The 17570-nt window shown below is 71.8% G+C and carries 18 protein-coding genes; 10 read left to right on the top strand and 8 right to left on the bottom strand.

Annotated elements, in window-relative coordinates; all coding sequences use genetic code 11:
* The first annotated feature begins 27 nt into the window (after window positions 1-27).
* Window positions 28-1047, top strand: coding sequence for a helix-turn-helix transcriptional regulator (locus ACZ3II_RS10440; RefSeq protein ID WP_465517331.1), 1020 nt, complete (start codon window positions 28-30; stop codon window positions 1045-1047).
* On the opposite strand, the gene ACZ3II_RS10435 is transcribed toward ACZ3II_RS10440, so the two are convergent.
* Entirely contained in the window at window positions 1037-3661 is a 2625-nt protein-coding gene (locus tag ACZ3II_RS10435; protein WP_465517330.1) for a putative bifunctional diguanylate cyclase/phosphodiesterase, read from the bottom strand. The genes ACZ3II_RS10440 and ACZ3II_RS10435 overlap by 11 nt on opposite strands.
* A 101-nt stretch (window positions 3662-3762) precedes the next feature.
* Between ACZ3II_RS10435 and ACZ3II_RS10430 the strand changes: the two genes are divergently transcribed.
* The 4 genes from ACZ3II_RS10430 (at window position 3763) to ACZ3II_RS10415 (ending at window position 7210) form a co-directional block, all read left to right on the top strand.
* Window positions 3763-4941: a PP2C family protein-serine/threonine phosphatase gene (locus tag ACZ3II_RS10430; protein ID WP_465517329.1), complete on the top strand. Its 1179-nt coding sequence runs from the start codon at window positions 3763-3765 to the stop codon at window positions 4939-4941.
* A 223-nt stretch (window positions 4942-5164) separates the two neighbouring features.
* The gene (locus tag ACZ3II_RS10425) at window positions 5165-5713 is read left to right on the top strand and encodes a carboxymuconolactone decarboxylase family protein (RefSeq protein ID WP_465517328.1); all 549 of its coding nucleotides are present in this window, start codon (window positions 5165-5167) and stop codon (window positions 5711-5713) included.
* 66 nt (window positions 5714-5779) lie between these two features.
* Window positions 5780-6568 (top strand): hypothetical protein, encoded by a 789-nt coding sequence (locus ACZ3II_RS10420; protein ID WP_465517327.1) that lies wholly within the window; start codon window positions 5780-5782, stop codon window positions 6566-6568.
* A 45-nt stretch (window positions 6569-6613) separates the two neighbouring features.
* On the top strand, window positions 6614-7210 hold the full coding sequence (locus ACZ3II_RS10415) for a MarR family winged helix-turn-helix transcriptional regulator (RefSeq protein ID WP_465517326.1): 597 nt from the start codon (window positions 6614-6616) through the stop codon (window positions 7208-7210).
* A gap of 6 nt (window positions 7211-7216) precedes the next feature.
* Here ACZ3II_RS10415 and ACZ3II_RS10410 read toward each other — a convergent pair whose 3' ends face one another.
* Together ACZ3II_RS10410 and ACZ3II_RS10405 are read right to left on the bottom strand one after the other, a co-directional pair.
* The gene (locus ACZ3II_RS10410; protein WP_465517325.1) at window positions 7217-7369 is read right to left on the bottom strand and encodes a hypothetical protein; all 153 of its coding nucleotides are present in this window, start codon (window positions 7367-7369) and stop codon (window positions 7217-7219) included.
* A gap of 73 nt (window positions 7370-7442) precedes the next feature.
* On the bottom strand, window positions 7443-7763 hold the full coding sequence (locus ACZ3II_RS10405; RefSeq protein WP_465517324.1) for a PRC-barrel domain-containing protein: 321 nt from the start codon (window positions 7761-7763) through the stop codon (window positions 7443-7445).
* A gap of 126 nt (window positions 7764-7889) precedes the next feature.
* Here ACZ3II_RS10405 and ACZ3II_RS10400 point away from each other — a divergent pair, with 126 nt between their 5' ends.
* On the top strand, window positions 7890-8807 hold the full coding sequence (locus tag ACZ3II_RS10400; RefSeq protein WP_465517323.1) for a hypothetical protein: 918 nt from the start codon (window positions 7890-7892) through the stop codon (window positions 8805-8807).
* Here the strand turns inward: ACZ3II_RS10400 and ACZ3II_RS10395 are convergent.
* A complete protein-coding gene (locus tag ACZ3II_RS10395; RefSeq protein WP_465517322.1) occupies window positions 8770-9975 on the bottom strand; it encodes a glycosyltransferase 87 family protein in 1206 nt (401 codons plus the stop codon). The genes ACZ3II_RS10400 and ACZ3II_RS10395 overlap by 38 nt on opposite strands.
* 21 nt (window positions 9976-9996) lie before the next feature.
* Complete coding sequence (locus ACZ3II_RS10390; RefSeq protein WP_465517321.1) at window positions 9997-10134, bottom strand: hypothetical protein; 138 nt, start codon at window positions 10132-10134, stop codon at window positions 9997-9999.
* Window positions 10135-10416: 282 nt separating this feature from the next.
* Here ACZ3II_RS10390 and ACZ3II_RS10385 point away from each other — a divergent pair, with 282 nt between their 5' ends.
* Window positions 10417-10971 (top strand): hypothetical protein, encoded by a 555-nt coding sequence (locus ACZ3II_RS10385; protein ID WP_465517320.1) that lies wholly within the window; start codon window positions 10417-10419, stop codon window positions 10969-10971.
* 38 nt (window positions 10972-11009) lie between these two features.
* Here ACZ3II_RS10385 and ACZ3II_RS10380 read toward each other — a convergent pair whose 3' ends face one another.
* On the bottom strand, window positions 11010-12170 hold the full coding sequence (locus ACZ3II_RS10380; RefSeq protein WP_465517319.1) for a hypothetical protein: 1161 nt from the start codon (window positions 12168-12170) through the stop codon (window positions 11010-11012).
* Between the two features lie 146 nt (window positions 12171-12316).
* Between ACZ3II_RS10380 and ACZ3II_RS10375 the strand changes: the two genes are divergently transcribed.
* Window positions 12317-13891: a serine/threonine protein kinase gene (locus tag ACZ3II_RS10375; protein WP_465517318.1), complete on the top strand. Its 1575-nt coding sequence runs from the start codon at window positions 12317-12319 to the stop codon at window positions 13889-13891.
* A 4-nt stretch (window positions 13892-13895) separates the two neighbouring features.
* On the opposite strand, the gene ACZ3II_RS10370 is transcribed toward ACZ3II_RS10375, so the two are convergent.
* Complete coding sequence (locus tag ACZ3II_RS10370; protein WP_465517317.1) at window positions 13896-14336, bottom strand: hypothetical protein; 441 nt, start codon at window positions 14334-14336, stop codon at window positions 13896-13898.
* A gap of 78 nt (window positions 14337-14414) precedes the next feature.
* Here ACZ3II_RS10370 and ACZ3II_RS10365 point away from each other — a divergent pair, with 78 nt between their 5' ends.
* The gene (locus tag ACZ3II_RS10365; protein WP_465517316.1) at window positions 14415-15374 is read left to right on the top strand and encodes a hypothetical protein; all 960 of its coding nucleotides are present in this window, start codon (window positions 14415-14417) and stop codon (window positions 15372-15374) included.
* Window positions 15375-15384: 10 nt separating this feature from the next.
* A complete protein-coding gene (locus tag ACZ3II_RS10360) occupies window positions 15385-16962 on the top strand; it encodes a glutamate synthase-related protein (RefSeq protein WP_465517315.1) in 1578 nt (525 codons plus the stop codon).
* Here ACZ3II_RS10360 and ACZ3II_RS10355 read toward each other — a convergent pair.
* Window positions 16948-17550, bottom strand: a complete 603-nt coding sequence (locus tag ACZ3II_RS10355; RefSeq protein ID WP_465517314.1) for a TetR/AcrR family transcriptional regulator — start codon at window positions 17548-17550, stop codon at window positions 16948-16950. The genes ACZ3II_RS10360 and ACZ3II_RS10355 overlap by 15 nt on opposite strands.
* Window positions 17551-17570: the final 20 nt, after the last annotated feature.

Genomic DNA, 17570 nt, shown 5'->3' with positions numbered 1-17570 from the left:
ACCGCCACATCTGGAAGCGTGTGCTCCGTGGCCGACACCTCCGCGCGGATCCTGCGCCTGCTGTCCCTGCTCGAAGCACGCGTCGAGTGGCGCGGCGCCGACCTCGCCGCCCGGCTCGACGTGTCGGCGCGGACCCTGCGGCGGGATGTCGACACCCTTCGTGAGCTGGGCTATCCGGTCAACGCCGTGATGGGCGCCGGTGGCGGCTACCGGCTCGGCGCCGGCGGCCGGTTGCCGGCTCTCGTCCTCGACGACGACCAGGCGATCGCGATCGCGCTGGCCCTGCAGACCGCGCCGGCGACGGTGTCCGGCATCGACGACGCCGTCGCCCGGGCGCTCACCACTCTGCGCCAGGTCATGCCGGCCCGGCTCCGCGCGGCGAGCGAGGCGTTCGAGGTCACCTCGCTGCGCAACTACTGGGACTTCTCGGCCGCGCCGGTCGACGTGGCCACGCTGCGGACGGTCGGCGCCGCGATCCGTACCACCCGGGTGTTGTCGTTCGACTACCGCAACCCCGACGGCGCCGTTCCCGATCCGGGCGAGCCCGGTTTCCGCCCGCCCCGTGCGGTGGAGCCGCATCACCTGGCCGTCTGGGCCGGGCGCTGGTATCTGATCGCCCGTGACCAGCGCGACCGTACCTGGCACACCTACCGGGTCGACCGGATCCTCCCCCGCACCGGCGGCGGCGCGGTCTTCACCCCGCAGCCACTCACCCACGACGACCTGACCCGCCTGGTCGTCCGGAACCCGGACCGCGGCGACACCCCCGGCCGGTGGCAGTGCGTCGGCTCGGCGGTCCTCGATCTGCCCGCCTCCGTCGTCGCCCGCTGGGCGCCGGGCGGCTCCGTCGTCGAGCCCGCCGGCGACAGTCGCAGCCGGCTCACCATCGGCGGCTGGTCGTGGGCCGGGATCGCGGGTCTGTTCGTCACCTTCGACAGCGATCTGAGCGACGTCGAGCCGCCGGAGTTGCGCGCCGCGATGAACCGGATCGGCCAGCGGCTCGCCACCGCGACCGGCGGCCGGGGCCCGAACCCGGTCAGCCGCTGACACCGGCCGCCGGGGCCGCCCGGCCCGAACCCACCGCCTCGCCGGCGGCCGGACCGCCGAGACGGGCCCGCAGATCGGCGGCGGGCATCGGGCGGGCGAAGTGGAAACCCTGCGCCTTGCCGTACCCCAAGCGGGTCAGCAGGGCCGCCTGCCCGGCGGTCTCCACCCCCTCGGCCACCGCGTCCAGCCCGAACGCCCGCGCCATCTGCGCCACCGCCGCGGCGATCGCCTCCGAGCCGCCGTCCGGCACGAACGAACGGTCCAGTTTGATCTGGTCGACGGGGCAGGTGGCGAGCAGCGTGAGCGTGGACGCGCCGGTGCCGAAGTCGTCGAGCGACAGCCGTACCCCCAGATCCCGCAAGCCTTGCAGGTTGTCACCCGTCGCCCCGCCGCCGACCGCGACCGACTCGGTGATCTCGGCCGTCAGCCGGCGGGCCGGCAGGCCGCTGTCGCGCAACGCCGCCGCCACCACCGCCACGAAGCCGGGCTCGCGCAGTTGCTGGGCCGACACGTTCACCGACACCGTCAGCGGATCCGGCCAGGTCGCCGCCTCCCGGGTGGCCGCGCGCAGCACCCAGCCGCCGAGCGGAATGATCAGCCCGGTCTGCTCGGCGACGTCGATGAACGCGCCCGGGCCGAGGAGCCCGTCGACCGGATGCTGCCAGCGCACCAGCGCCTCCGCGCCGGTGATCCGGCCGTCCGGCAGGGTCACCACCGGCTGGAAGTACACGACCAGCTGCTCCTCGAGGATCGCGGTACGCAGGGCGGCGGCCCGCCGGCTGCGCTCGGCGCCCCGGGCCTCCATGCCGGGCTGGTAGCGCTCGACGCCGCCCTCGCCGCGCGCCTTCGCCTCGTGCATCGCGATGTCGGCCTGCCGCAGCAGCTCGCCCGGGTCGTCCCCGCCGCGGCCGTCGACCACCCCGAAACTGGCGCGTACGGTCATCGGCTCGCCGGCGACCAGGGCCGGCTCCAGCAGCGCCGCCGCGATCCGGGTCAGCACCAGGTTCACGTCCGCCGGCGGGGCGCCGTCGAAGAGGATCGCGAACTCGTCGCCGCCGAGCCGGGCGACCGTGTCGGTGGGCCGTACGCTGGCCCGCACCCGCTCGGCCACGTGCACCAGCAGCGCGTCCCCGGTGGCGTGCCCGGACGTCTCGTTGACGGTCTTGAAGTCGTCCAGATCGACCAGCACGATGCCGACCGGTCCCGGGCCGGTCACCGCGGCCGCCAGGCGTTTGGTGAAGAGCGCCCGGTTCGCCAGGCCGGTCAGCACGTCGTGGCCGGCCTCGTAGCTGAGCCGGTCGCGTACTTCCCGGGTCTCGGTGATGTCCCGGGCGTTGCGCACGATCCCGCCGACGCTGGGCTCGCCGGTCAGGTCCGTGGAGATCACCTCGAGCCATCGGTACGTGCCGTCGGCGTGCCGCAACCGCACCTGGTACGTCGCCGTGTCGCCGCCGGCCGCCGCCACGTCGTCCGGATGCGCCCGCAGCGTCATGTCGGTGCCGGCCAGTTCGTCCGGTTCCACGCCGAGGATCCGCCGGGCCGCCGGGCTGACATAGGTCAGCACGCCGGACGGGTCGGTGATGGTGACCATGTCGGTGGAGTTCTGCACCAGCAGCCGGAAACGGTTCTCCTGCACCCCGATCCGGGCGAGCAGAGCGTCGTTCAGCCGGAACGCGATCAGCTGCCGGATCACCACCAGCGCGGTCAGCGTGACCGCGACACCGTCGATGAGCAGGCCGTTCCCGGCGCCGCGAAGCTCCTGGTAGATGACCATGGTGTCGACGGCGGCGATGGCCACGTACGGCATCAGGTTGTAACCGTCAGGAGTGCGCCGCGTCCGGTCGCCCGCCGCGGTGTCGACCACCTGCACCCGGGCGCCGGCCGCCGCCGCGTACGCCGCCAGCGGCAGGACCAGGACCAGGAGGTTCCCGTCCGGCTGACGCGGATGCAGGAAGGCGATCGCCGACCCGAAGCCGCCGATCAGCGCGGAGGCGCCGATCCAGTACAGCCCGTGCCGGGCGAACGAGTCGACTCCCGCCAGCACCACCTTGGCGGCCAGGAACACCAGGTTGGTCCCGGCGCCCATCATCACCGTCGCGGCCAGCACCCGCGGCACGGTGACCCGGCCGTCGGCGAACTGCTCGGACGCGACGAAATGCCAGATCAGCAGCCCGGCGGCGGCCGTCAGGGTGCCCAGGTCCAGCCAGACCCCGGCGCGGCGGGCCCTACCGTGCGCGCTGAACGGCAGGCCGACCAGCGGCCAGGTCAGCACCAGCCCGCCGACGACGTGCAGCACCACCGACGCCGGCAGCAGCCACCCGTCCAGGCCCAGCCCGGCGAGCACGCGCAGGAGTGCGACGCCGACGAACAGGGTGATCCCGATCTGCACCGAATACCAGTAGCGGCGGACCGCCGGCGCGGACGCCGGGTCGGTACGCACCCGCCGGCACAGCATCAGGGTCGGCACGATCACCGCGATCAGCAGCAGCCAGTCCACCGCTTCCGGCCACAGCCGCCCGATCCGCTCCTGCAGCAGGAAGGCCGCGACGTCGGCGATCGCCAGCCCGGTGACAGCCTGGAACGCCCGATCAGCGAATAGCGGCGGACGCGGCACGTCCCCCCGATCGACACCACTCCGCCGAAGTTGAGCCCTTACCCGGATCGGCGGTCGACGAGGGCTGCTTCGGAGAGGGCCGGGTGGGGAAGATGGAGGGGATGCTCGCAGCGATGGAAGCCGTACGCCGGCTGATGGATCTCCGCCATCGGGGCCGGGCCGAGGACCTGCCCGCGGTGCTCGCCGAGGCGGCGCCGCTGTTCGGCGCGGAGACCGCCACCGTGCTGTTGATCGATTACGGGCAGATGGCGCTGCATCCGCTGCGCGGCACGACCGTCGACACCGCGACCACCCTGCAGGTGGAGGACACGCCGGCCGGCCGGGCGTTCACCACCGCGCGGCACCAGTGGCTGACGACGGGGGCCGGTGGGCTGCTGTGGCTGCCGCTGCTGCACGGCGCGGAACGGCTCGGAGTGCTGGAACTGTCGATGAAGGCCCAGCCGCCGGACTCGGCCCGCGACGATCTCGAGGTGATCGCCGCGCTGGTGGCGGAGCTGATCGCGAGCCGCCGGTTCTACGGTGACGCGGTCGAGCACACCCGGCGCCGGATGCCGATGCAACTCGCCGCCGAGATCATCTGGAACCAGTTGCCGCCGCTCACGTTCGCCGTCGACGGGACCATGGTCACCGCCGTGCTGGAACCCTGCTACGAGGTCGGCGGGGACGCCTTCGACTACGCGGCGAACGGGGACGTGCTGCACGTGGCGCTGTTCGACACCGTCGGGCACGGGATCAGCGCGAGCGCCCTCACCACCCTGACGCTGAACACGTACCGTAACGCCCGTCGCTCCGGCCTCTCCCTGGCCGACACCTACCGGTCGATCGACAAGTGGATCCACGCCCAGTACCCGGGACTGTTCGTGACCGCGCTGCTCGCCGAGCTGGACATCGTCTCCGGGGTCTACCGGCGGATCAGCGCGGGCCATCCGGCCGAACTGTTCCTGCGTGACGGCCGGTCCCTGCCGCAGCTTCCGGCGCCGAACATGCTGCCGCTCGGCCTCGGCGGCATGGTCAACCGGCCGCCGCGGGCCGTCGAGCAGCAGCTGGAACCGGGTGACACGCTGGTCTTCTTCACCGACGGCATCACCGAGGCGCGGGACGCCTCCGGCACGCTGTTCGGGGTGGAACAGCTGGGTGAGTTCCTGCTGGCCACGCTGGGTGAGGGCATCCCGGCCCCGGAGACGATGCGGCGGCTGATCCACACGATCGTCTCCTACGAGGAGGGCGAACTCCACGACGACGCCACCGCCGCGATGCTGCAATGGCGCCGCGACGGCTGACAGCCGAGCGCGAGAACACCCCCCGGCACGCTGTTCGCAGAGGAAACCGCCCGGCACGCGGGTGACGTGTCCCGATCAACACGAACGTCTCCGGTGCCACGTGGCGGCGCGCCCCAGGTATGCGGGGGTGTCCCAGCCCACATCCCACCCGTCTTGCGGCACCGGCTCAGAGGCATATTGTTGGCAGTGCCAAATAAACCGGAAACAGCAAGGAGCAACCGACATGCCTCGTCTCGCCACCGTCGACCCCGCCACCGCCGAGGGCCAGGCCCGCACCCTGCTCGGCCGCGTCGAACGAGCCCTCGGCGTCACGCCGAACATGATGCGGGCGATGGCGAACTCGCCCGCCGTGCTCGACGCCTACCTGCAGTTCTCCGGCGCCCTGTCCAAGGGCCTGCTCCCGACCCGGGTGCAGGAGCAGATCGCCCTGGTCGCCGCCGTGCAGAACGAGTGCGGCTACTGCCTCGCGGCGCACACCGTGCTCGGCGCCAAGGCCGGCGTCTCCCCCGGCGACCTGGTCGCGAGCCGGGACGCCCGCTCCTCCGACCCCAAGGTGGAGGCCGCGCTGACCTTCGCCAAGCAGGTCCTCGCCACCAAGGGCTTCGTCGCCGACGAGGACCTCGACGCGGTCCGCAAGGCCGGGTACGGCGACGGGGAGATCGGCGAGATCGTCGCCGCGGTCGCCCTGAACACCTTCACCAACTACTTCAACTCGGTCGGCCAGACCATTCTCGACTTCCCGGCGGTCGACGGCGTCACCCTGCGCGACTGATGCACCGGCGGCGGCGCAACCCCGCGCCGCCGCCGCCCACCCACCATCCCGGAGAAAGGCACGATCATGCCTCGTTGGATCATCCCGGCGGCCGCCGCGCTGACCGCCGTCACCGCCACCGCACTGATCGCCGGCCCGCGCCAGGTCTCGGCGGAGGCGCACGACCACGCCGGTCACCACCACCACGGCGACACGATCACCTCGAAGCCCGGCGACACGAAGCCGGCCGCGTTCGACCTGGTCCAGACCCAGGTCCGGCGACAGGGCGACAAGGTCGTCTTCACCGAGAAGGTCCGCGGCCGGGCCGGCTCGGTCACACCGGAGAAGGCCGGCCAGTTCGCCGGCAGCGAGGTCCTCAGCTACGTCTGGCCGATCTCGCTGAACGCGTCCACCGTCGGCTTCACCAGGGACAGCGGCGTGCTCGCGCTGGCCGCGACCAGCCATCCCGACTTCGACGACACTCCCCTGGCCGACGAGAACCGCAACGGCAGCAAGGACGACGACGGCGGCCTGTGGCACTCGCACTGGGTGGTGCTCGTGCCGGACACCACCCGCCCGGACGGCGCGCTCAAGGTCCGCGACATCGCCCCCGGCGAGAAGCCCCGGTTGCCGAAGACGTGGCCGGGCGCGCCGATCTACATCGACAGCCCGTCCTATCCGACGAAACTGACCGGTCAGACCGTACGCATCGCGGTGCCGTTGACCGCGATGGGTTTCCCGGAGTCCTTCCGGTTCGACGGGGTCACCGCGGCGCTCAAGGTCAACGCCGACCTGCACGACCCGTTGCTGCGGGTGGAGAACGTCTTCGACGTCGCCTCCGGGGACCTCTCCCTGCCGGGCACGTTCCGGCGCTGACCGGGCAGGATATGATCACTCGCCGGTACGGAAGAGGTGGTCGACATGCCGGATGTCCCGGGGCCGCCGCCGGCGAATCAGCTGCTGATCGGCCTGGCCCGGCTCGGCCAGGCCGTGCGGATGCAGGCATGGCGCAACACCGGCCCGCACAACCTGTCCCCGCTGCAGGCCGACATCGTCACCCTGCTGCACGGCAGGGGCCGCGCGCTGCGGCAGGGCGAGATCGTGGAGGAGCTGGCGTCCACGCCGCCGACGGTCTCCGACGCGGTCAAGGTGCTCCGCAAGAAGGAGCTTCTGGAGGGTACGCGTGACCCCGCCGACGCCCGGGCCCTGCTGCTCGGGCTGACCGCGGCCGGCCGCGAGGAGGCGGCCCGGCTCAGCGTCCAGTCGGAGGAGCTGACCGGGGCGGTCGCGGCCCTGTCCGGCGACGACTTCGCGGCGATGCTGCGCGGCACCACCACGCTGATCCGCGAACTGCAGGACCGGAACGCCATCCCGATCTCCCGCATGTGCCTGACGTGCCGGTTCTTCGTGCCGGACGCCCACCCCGGCCCGGCGCGGCCGCATCACTGCAACTTCGTCGACGCCCCGTTCGGCGACGCCGAGCTGCGGGTGAGCTGCCCGGACCACGAGAACGCGTGACCGCGGTCAGCGGATGCGCTGGGCCAGCTTCGCCACCGCGCCGCCGACGACGAGGCTGACGACCGGGGTGGCCATGCTCGGCAGCCGCGTCCGGCGCATCACGTAGGCGGTCGCGGCACTGGTCACGAGCGGCAGCGCGGTCTTCACTGCGATGCTCACGGCGGAGTTCATCGTATTTCCCCTCAGGGTCGGGCCGGTGGACACGCTCTGCGATACCCACCGGCCCCGGGGTCTACGCACGGTGGGCACGGCCGCTGCCGTCCCACCGCATCGCGTAGTACTGGTGGAGCCGGGCGACCCCGTCTCCGGACAGCGGCTCGCCGACGTCCGGGGCGTTCGTGACGTACGCCTTCTCGAACGGCACCACGACCCGCTCGCCCTGCAGGTCGGCGTCCCGTAACGGCACCAGGGACTCCCCCGTGCCGAACCAGCCGGTGCGGACACCGGCCCATGCCGGGCCACCGTTGTCGTCGTTCCACACCTCCTTGATGGTGCCGATCTTGTCGCCGGTGCAGTCGTGGACGTCGTACCCGTACAGCGAGTTCGCGTTCACCGTGCCTCCTCGTATCGGCGTGCTGGATCTGCGGCTACCCGCCCCCGTACCGATCGCACCTGGAGTCAGGCCAGGTCACCCCATCGGCGCAGGAAGATCACCCGGTCTGCGCCTATCATCGCCGCCATGATCGAGAATGTTGCGGGGATGCTTGCCGGTCAGGACTTCGGGGCGTGGGCGCGGTCCGACATCGAGCGGATCGCCGGGGCCGCCGGCTGGTCCGTTCAGGACGGTGAGTACCGGCTCGCCATCGAGACGGGCGGCCCGCTCCGGGCCTGGTCCACGAAGATCAGCTACGGCCAGGACGGTTTCGGGTTCGGCGAGCAGACCGACCTCGAGGTCACCGAGGTCTGCCCGCCCGGCGACCTGCCGGCGCTGCACGCGGCCACGCTGGCCGCGGTGACCGCCGTGCTCGGGCCGCCGGTGCTGGTCGGCGGGCCGGACGCGTTCGCGTTCTGGCGCAGACCGCGGGTAAGGGTGGAGCGCGACCTGCGACGTTCCTCGGTGACAGTGTGGGTGGAGCCGGCCGAGGCGGCCGAGAACGAGGAGTACAGCAACGCCGAATGGAGCGAGGGCTGGCGGCCCCGCCACCTCTGGAACGCCGAGCCGGACGAACGCAGCGACGCCAGCCGGTCGCTGATCGGCATGATGCTCTACGAAGCGCCGGAGGCGACCACCTGGGACGACTTCGCGGCGAGTCTGCGCGGCCTGCTCGTGTCGCTCGCCGCGGATCTTCCGGCGCTGGCCGCGTACGTGCCGCACTTCGGCTGGGAGATCACCCCGGTGGACAGGAGCGTGAATCAGGAGATCAGCGGCTGGGTCAACGAGTACGGCGTCAACGTCCAGCGGATCACCTTCGGTACGACGGACGCCGAGCACACGAAGCTGCCGCTGGGAGTCGACGGCGGCGAGCGGGCCGCCGGGATCGTCCTCGGCATGCTCCGCGACTGGAACATCAGCTCACCCGCGGAACAGTTGCGCCACCTGTGCTACACCCGCGAGCCGGTCAGGCTGAACGCCCGGTCAGGGTTCCGCGTTCCGTAGGGCTGCCGGCCGGCGTGCGGGGCCACCACAGCAGCACCGCCACCCACAGCGTGAGGGCGAGAGCGGCCAGGACGTACGCGTTGCCGGCGAGGTGATCGAGCGGGCCCCAGCGGTACTCCCGGCGGTCCCCCCACGCCGGCCACACGAACGGGCGGAACAGGAACACCGCCGTCCACGCCACGCTCACCCACCGGCTGCGCTGCCACAGCGCCAGCCCGATCGGCACGGCCCACACCCAGTGGTGCGACCAGGAGACCGGGGAGGCGAGCAGCATGGCCAGCGCGCCCAGGCCGGCGCCGAGGACGCGGTCGCCGCGGCGCCAGCACACCGCGGCGACGACCACGATCGCCACGGCGATCGGCCCGGCGACCAGGAGCCACGACCGGGTCGACGGCGGATGGTCGAGCAGCCGGGTGAGCAGGCCGAAGATCGACTGATTGTGGGCCAGTTCCGGTGGGCCGACCCGGCCGGCTTTGATCAGGTTGTCGGTCCAGTAGGTGGCCGCCGCGGACGGGGCGACAGCGAATCCGATCGCGACGGTGGCGGCGAAGGCGAGCATCGCCCGGACCGCCGCCGCCCGCCTGCCGACCAGGACCAGCAGCACGACGAACACCAGTGGCGTCAGTTTCACGCCGGCGGCGATCCCGATCAGCACGCCCGCCCAGCGCCGCTCGGGTCGTACCAGATCGGCGAGGATCGCCAGCATCAGCAGCAGGTTGATCTGGCCGAACGTGAGGTTCTGCCAGACCGGCTCCAGGGCCAGCGCGCCGGCGGTCAGCAGGGCGACGGTCCGGGTGGCGAGGGTACGGCCGCACGCGCGGCCCGCCACCACGACGGTGACGGCGAGCGCGGCCACCGACGCGGCGGTCCAGAACGCGACGGCGAGCCAGCCGGGCAGCACGGCCAGCGGCGTCATCGCCACCGCCGCGAACGGCGGATAGGTGAATCGCAGGTTGGTCGCCGGGTCCCGGGAGCCGTAGAGCGGCGACCCGTCGAGCAGCAACTGGCCCCCGTACTGGTAGACGGAGAGATCCACGAACCTGCCGTGGACGCTCAGGACGGCGGGCGCGTCCAGCCAGGCGGCCACGCCGGTCACGGCGGCGGCGACGACGATCACGATCAGGATCGGGCCGGACGCCACGAGCCGGCGGGCACTCCAGGAAACCATGATCACATCGTAGAACGTGGATCAGAGGCGTCCGGCTGGGTTGAACGATGTCTCGGCCACCCGGATCCGCACCTCACCGGCACCGGGGACGGGCTGCTCGACATCCTCGTAGCCCAGGACGTCCGGGGTCCCGTGCTCGTGAAATCGCACTGCTCTCATGGCGAACCCTCTCTCCTGTGTCTCAAACTTGAAGGACATGGGGAGATCGCCGCCGGTGGCGACCAGGAGCCGCGGCTTGTCGCGGCCGGCCGAGCCGAGCGGGGCGGCAGGACCAGCAGCGCCTGAGGTCGTGGTGGCGCGTCACGCCCACCTCGTGCAGCCGCCAGACCTCCCCGCACGGGACATCACCAGCGCCGGCACGTCCGCCGGACCGTCCCTGGCCGGGACCCCGTGTTGCACGCGCTTGACAAGATCAACGAGGAGAGCGTCCATGGAGGAGTGATGCGTCAGCGAATGGCCCCGGTCGTGGCTGCCCTGGCGCTGGCCGGCGGGTGTGCGAGCACATCCGCCGCGCCGGCGCCGTCCGCGCCCCCGGCCGGACCGTGGCACACGGTCAACGGGGGGTGCCCCGAGGTCGACGGGCGGGACCGGATCCCACAGGATGCGCCGAGCGCCCACGACATCGCGGCGAAGTACTACCTGATCTGCGACTACGGCGTTCCCGGCGGCGACGGCCTGCGGATCACCGTGGACATCGACAGGTCCGGCCAGGACCGGCGTGAGCTTTTCACCGTCGACGAGCAGGCGGCCCGGGAGAGGCAGCTCCTGGTGCTGCCGCTGGACGGGGTGGGCGACCGCGCGGTGGTCTTCGCCGACCCCGCGAACCGCCTGAAGGCGGGCAGGACGGTGCACGCCGCGGCGTACTCGCGCAACGCCCGGATCAGCGCCGAACTCCAGCTGACGGCGCCGGTCACCTCGGAGGCGGACGCGGCGAGACACGTCCCGGAGCTGACCACCGTCCTCACCGGCGTCCTGAAGACCCTGCAACCCCGCTGACGGTGACGGGCCGCCCGCCGTGGGCGGCCCGTCACCGGTCAGCCGGCGTCCGGGGCCACCAGGGCCGGGAGCTTGCGCTCGAACAGGCGGGCGAACGTCAGGGTGGGCAGGACCCGGGTCGGCGGCCACGACCGTACGGCCAGGTCGTGGCCCCAGTCGGCGGCACGCAGCCGCTGGTTCGGCGTGCCGTGGTGGCCGTTGTCGTCGAAGGCGCAGTCGCCGATGTTGTAGAAGGTCTGCAGCGTCTTGCGGACCCGGTTCCAGCGCAGATCGTCGCCACGCTGGTGCGACGCCCAGTACGTGCTGAAGCTGTCCGCCATCAGCTCGGTGCGGCGGGTGGCCTCCGGGCCGGTCAGCGGTGACGTGAAGAGGTCACGCTCGAACTGGATGTGGTGGCCGTACTCGTGGCCGAGGATGGCGTTCGGCGCGACGTCGGACAGGCCGATGGCCCGGAACCCGTCGAGCATCCCGTCCCCCATGATGATCTTGTCGGTGGGGATGCCGGCGCCGGGGAACTCCTGCCCGTCGGCGGTGAAGGCGAACGCGTTGAACGTGAAGATCGGGTGGTTGCCGTAGTCGTACTTCGGCTGATTCACGATCGCGGCCAGCGCGGTGGCGGCCTCGGTGGCCTCGGCCTCGGAGAGTTCGAGGGCGATCTGCAGGACGCGGGTCATGCGGGGCACGTCGCGCAGCGTGCTGCCGTGCGCCGGCACCATCTCGATGTCGCGCCCGTCGATGTCCCAGAACCGCTTCAGGTTGCCGAACGAGCGCTGGAGCTTGGTGGTGTACTCGCCGTCGGCGCCGAAATAGCGGCCCGCGGCCGGCTCCGGGAACAGCAGCGCGTCGTAGAAGACCAGGTTGAGCACGATGACCACGAGGACGTTCTCGATGTCCTCCGGCGTCCAGTCGGCGATGCTCGCCTCGAGCCAGGTGATCAGCTCGGTGGTGTCGCACTCGTAGTCGTCCGGGTCGATGACGGCCTCGGCGATGTCACGCGGGTCGCCCTCGGTCACGCCGAGCCGCTCGTCCAGTTCCGCGAGCCGGGCCCGGTAGTCGTCCGGCAGCAGGGCGGTGATCCGGGCGCGCAACTGGCGGTCGCGATCCGGTGGGCCGGCCGAGGCCGGCGCCACCGCGGTGACGGACAAACCGATGGTCAGCGCCGCGCTCAGCGCCGTCAGCCAGGACAGATATCGTCGCATCGATCCCCCAGGTCGGTCGAAAACGCCAACCTATCGCCCGCCGTCAATGCCGGAGGTCCGCGCGGTGGACGCCGGGCCGGGCCGGATGATCAGGGTGAGTAGACTCCCGGGGCGCGAAGCCAGAGGGGGGCCAGAGAAAGATGAGCATGCCGCTGCGCCCGGGGGACCCGGCGGTTCTCGGGCGGTACGAGCTGGTGGGGCGGCTCGGTGAAGGCGGCATGGGGTCCGTCTACCTGGGACGCGACAGCGACGGGGGACGGCTGGTCGCGATCAAGATGGTGCGGGCGGAGTTCGCGCACGAGACCGAGTTCCGGGGCCGGTTCCGCAGCGAGGTGAACCGGGCCAAGCAGGTGCCGTCGTTCTCCACCGCGGAGGTCCTGGACGCCGACCCCGACCACGAGCCGCCGTACCTGGTGGTCGAGTACGTGGACGGCCCCAGCCTGGCCGTGGAGGTCCGCGAGCGGGGCCCGCTGTCCGGGGCGGCGCTGCAGGGCGTGGCGGTCGGCATCGCGACGGCGCTCACCGCGATCCACGGCGCCGGGGTGATCCACCGCGACCTGAAACCGGGCAACGTGCTGTTCGCCCGCGGCGGCATCAAGGTGATCGACTTCGGGATCGCCCGGGCGTTCGAGGCGACCAGCCAGCACACCCGCACCGACCAGATGGTCGGAACGGTGTCCTACATGGCGCCGGAACGCTTCGACCCGGCGGACGGCAGGCCGGTCACAGCGGCCGCCGACATCTTCGCCTGGGGCGCGGTGGTGATGTTCGCGGCAACCGGCCGGACCCCCTTCGCCGCCGATTCCGCGGCAGCGACCGCGATGCGCATCCTCACCCAGGAACCCAACCTGACCGGTGTCCCCCAGCCGCTGCGCGGCCTGGTCGAGCGGACCCTGGCCAAGGACCCGGCGGACCGCCCGACCGCGCGTGAGCTGCTCGACCTGCTGCTGGCGGGCGAGGCCCCGGTCGCTGCCGGGCTGGTGGAGGCGGACACGATGGTGATCCCCGCGCCGGTGCGAGCCGCGGACCCGGCACCGGTCCCGGCACCGCCGGAGAAGAAGGCGACGCGTGGGCGTACGACCGCGGTGGCCGTCGCCGCAACCGCCATCCTCGCCGCAGCCGGGGTGGGGGCCGCGATCCGTTTCCTGCCGAGCGGCTCCCCCGAAGCCGTGGGCCCGGCGCCGAGCGGCAGCGCCAGCCTCGCGCCCAAGCCGTCGGCGACGACCGCAAAGGCGCTGACGGCCGCGCAGAAGCTGGACGAGATCCGGCGCGGCCAGCGCAAGACCCTGATCCACGTCGCGGAGATCAACAAGGATCTGGCGATGGACAAGGGCAACCTCGAGCTGCAGGCCGGTGACGGGACCGGGATCCGGTCGGAGTTCCGGCTGGTCCCGATGGGCAAGGACTTCCTGATCAAGTCGCTGCACGACCCCAAGGCCCCCGACGAGCAGAACTGTCTCGGCGTGCAGCTGGACCCGGACGCCGCGGCGGCCGTGGTGAAAGCCGAGTGCTTCCTCAGCGTGGGCACCCTGTTCCAGATCGAGGCGACCGGGCAGAAGGACGACAGGGGCCGGCCGACCTTCACCATCTCCAGCGAGGACTACGGGTTCCTGCAGTGGGACGACAAGGAGTTCTACGTACAGGAGCTGGGCGACGCCCCGCCGGCGTCGACGTTCAGTTTCGTCGACCGCGGACCGATGCCCAGCCCTTCCCCGACGTGAGCCGCTAGAACTCGTCGACGCGAGGGGACTGGTCCAGGCAGATCGCGTCGATGGCGAGTTTGATCAGTTCGCGGGCGGTGGCCTGGTCGGTGGCCTCGGCGTCGAGAGTGCCGAGGGTCCGAGTGGTCGCCACGATCACGTCGGCCTTCCTGCCGGCGGCCAGGTCGTCGCAGGCGGTGTCGCCGATCGCCCGGATCTCCTGGTCGGTGCGGCCGGCCGCGACCGCCGGCAGCTCGGTCTTCACCACGGTGACGAAACGGTCGGCGGGCGCCGTCGGCGGTTTCGTCGTCGGCTTCGTGGTGGTCTTGGTCGTCGTCTTGGTCGTCGACTTCGTCGTCGTGCTCTTGGGTTTGCTACCGCTTCCGGAGGCTGAGGTCGTGCCGCCGCATCCGGCCAGCGCGCACACCGTCACCGTGACGGCCAGAATCGGCCATCGTTTCCACATCGTTCCACTCCCCGTCATTCAAGATCCATCAAGACAGTAGTCGACGCCCCCAAATGGATATCCGGTAGAAAGTTGAGCATGCCGATCCCCGCGCTCGAGGTCACCGTCGAACCGGCAGCGGTCCGGGCCGCCCGCTGGACCGCCTGGCTGGCCCTCGCCGGCGCGTCGGTGCAGTTCGGAGCCATGCTCGGCGTCTTCGTCACGCAGGCGCTCAGCCCGTCGATCGGCGGGGCGGCGAGCGCGCCCGGCGAGTCTGTCATCTTTCTGACCGTGGTCGCCGTGATCCTGGCGGTCCCGGCGCTGGTGGCGTTCGCGGCGATCCGGGCGGCGAACGGGCGGCCGGCCGGGCGGTCAGTGCTGTGGACGTTCGGGCCGCTCGCGGTGGCCCTGAGCGGGCTGATGCTCCTCGGTGCGGTGGATCAGCTGTCGCACTCGTGGAACCGGATCGGGCCGATCTATCTGATGCTGGTCCTGGTCCCGGTGGGGACGCTCCTGTTCACTGTGCCGATCACCGTGTCGGCGCTGCTGTGGCTGCTGCCGGCGGCCCGCGCCGATCTCGCCGAGTACCGCGACGAGAACCGCGGCAGCCTGGGCCGGGCCCTGGTGAGCACCGCGGCCGGGCTGCTCGGCGGGACGGTGCTGTTCGCGGTCGGCGCCGCGGCGCTGATGAGTTTCGCGCCGCAGGAGAGGCCGGCCGGCGATCTCACCCGGGCGACGGTGGCCGCCGGGGGCACCGCTGTCGCCGCGATCCTGCTGCTCGGCGCGGTGGTGCTGACCCGGCTGACCGGGCGGCGGGCGGTGCGCGGGGCCGCGTACGGAACAGGCATGCTCGTGATGGTGTGGCAGTTCGCGGCCGTCACCCTGGTCGCGCTGGGATTGCGGGCGGCGGCCGGGGACAGCGCGGTGTTCCATGCCTGGACCGCGGTGGTGATCTTCTCGATCGGCGCGGTGCTGCATCTGGTGGCCCTGTTGCTGCTGTCGCTGCCGGCCGTCTCCACGTGGCTGGATGATTGTTTAGAGCTGGGGACCGGCGGCTAACCTCCGGGGCATGGGTCGAGGCTTACGGGCGGCCGCTGCCGCCGCTGTGTCCGCGGTGGCCGCCGTCGCCGTCCGGGATCTGCTCCAGAGGAACCACGCGCTGCTGCGCAACTTCCCGGTGATCGGGCACGGCCGCTATCTGATCGAGGCGATCGGGCCGGAGCTGCGGCAGTACGTGGTGGCGGCCAACGACGAGGAGCGCCCGTTCACCCGGGACCAGCGCCGATGGGTGTACGCGTCGGCGAAGAAGGAGAACAACTACTTCGGGTTCGGCACCGACAACGACATCGAGTACACCAGCGGTTATCCGATCATCAAGCACCGCACGTTCGGGCGGGCGGTGCCCCGCTCCAACCCGTCCGCCGGGTACGAGGCGCAGGTGCCGTGCGCGAAGGTGCTGGGCGCCGCGCGGGGCCGGGCGAAGGCGTTCCGGCCGGGTTCGGTCGTCAACATCTCCGGGATGAGTTTCGGGTCGCTGTCCGGCGCGGCAGTGGAAGCCTTGAACCGGGGCGCGGCGCTGGCCGGCTGCCTGCACAACACCGGTGAGGGCGCGTTGTCGCCGCATCACCGGCACGGCGGGGAGCTGATCTTCCAGATCGGCACGTCGTACTTCGGCTGCCGGGACGAGCAGGGCCGTTTCGACCTGCGGCGGCTCAAGGACCTGGTCGCGGCGCACCCGGTCCGGGCCCTGGAGATCAAGCTGAGCCAGGGCGCCAAGCCGAGCCTGGGCGGGCTGCTGCCGGGCGCGAAGGTGTCCGCGGAGATCGCCGCGACCCGCGGCATCCCGGAGGGCGTGGACTGTGTCAGCCCGTCGCGGCACGCCGAGTTCCACGACACCGACAGCCTGCTCGACTGGGTGGAGCTGCTGGCCGCCGAGACCGGGCTGCCGGTCGGGATCAAGTCGGCCGTCGGTGACCTGGAGTTCTGGGAGGAACTGACCGACATGATGCGGGCCACCGGCCGCGGCGTCGACTTCGTGACCGTCGACGGCGGCGAGGGTGGCACCGGCGCCGCGCCACTGATCTTCAGCGACACCGTGTCGTTGCCGTTCCAGGTCGGGTTCGCCCGGATCTACCGGCTGTTCGCCGAACGCGGCCTGCACGAGGACGTCGTCTTCATCGGCTCCGGCAAGCTGGGCCTGCCGGACAACGCGATCGTGGCGTTCGCGCTCGGCTGCGACATGGTCAGCGTGGCGCGGGAGGCCATGCTGTCGATCGGCTGCATCCAGGCGCAGAAGTGCCACACCGACACCTGCCCGACCGGCGTCGCCACCCAGAACAAGTGGCTGACCAGGGGCCTGGATCCGGCGCTGAAGTCGGTGCGGGCCGCCAACTACATCAAGACGCTGCGGCGTGACCTGCTCAAGGTCGCCGAGGCGTGCGGGGTGGAACATCCGGGCCTGATCGACACCGGTTCGGTGGAGATCCTCGACGGGCGAACCTCTGCCACCCCTTTGGATCAGGTGTACGGGTACCAGCCCGGCTGGGGCCTGCCGTCGAAGGCCGACCGTGAGGCGATCATCGAGCTGATGACCGCGTCCGAGCCGCAGGGTGGCAGCGCTCCCCCGTCGGCGTCAGCGATCCGCTGATCCGGCCAGGTTGTCGAGCCAGCGGCGGACCGCCTGCTTCAGGCGGTCCGCCGGCATCGCCGCGGGACTGAGCGCGGCCGCCTGGGCGAGCCCGTCCACCAGGGCGAGCAGCTCCACGGCGGTCGCCTCCACATCGACGCCGGGGGGCGCCTGACCGGCATCGCGCAACGCGACGATCGCCTGCCGGGTCAACTGCATCGCCTGGGTACGGTCGTCAGCGGCGACCGTGGCCAGCTCCGGGTCGCGGCGGGCCTGGATGAGGAACTCCAGCCGCACCTGTTCCTCCGCGACGTGCTCCGGATCGACCGGGAGCAGCGCCCAGAGCAGCTGCTCGATCTGCTCGCGCACCGGCAGCGCCGGGTCGACCCGGGTCATCCGCTGCTCGTAGCGTTCCAGGATCAGCTCGAACGCGTACCGCTGCAAGCCGCTCTGCTCCTTGAAGTAGTGCCGCAGCGAGCCGGTGGACAGCCCGGCCTCGTCGGCGACGGCCCGCACCGAGGCGCCGGCCAGCCCGGACCTCTTGACGACCCGCCAGACGGCCTGACCGACGGCGGTGCGGCGTTCCACGGGATCGACGAATCTCGGCACGCCGCCGATCTTACCCGTCG

The sequence above is a fragment of the Actinoplanes sp. NPDC019969 genome (assembly GCF_055562375.1).
Note: the sequence above shows the minus strand (reverse complement) of the source record. Positions and strands in the feature narration are given on the sequence as shown.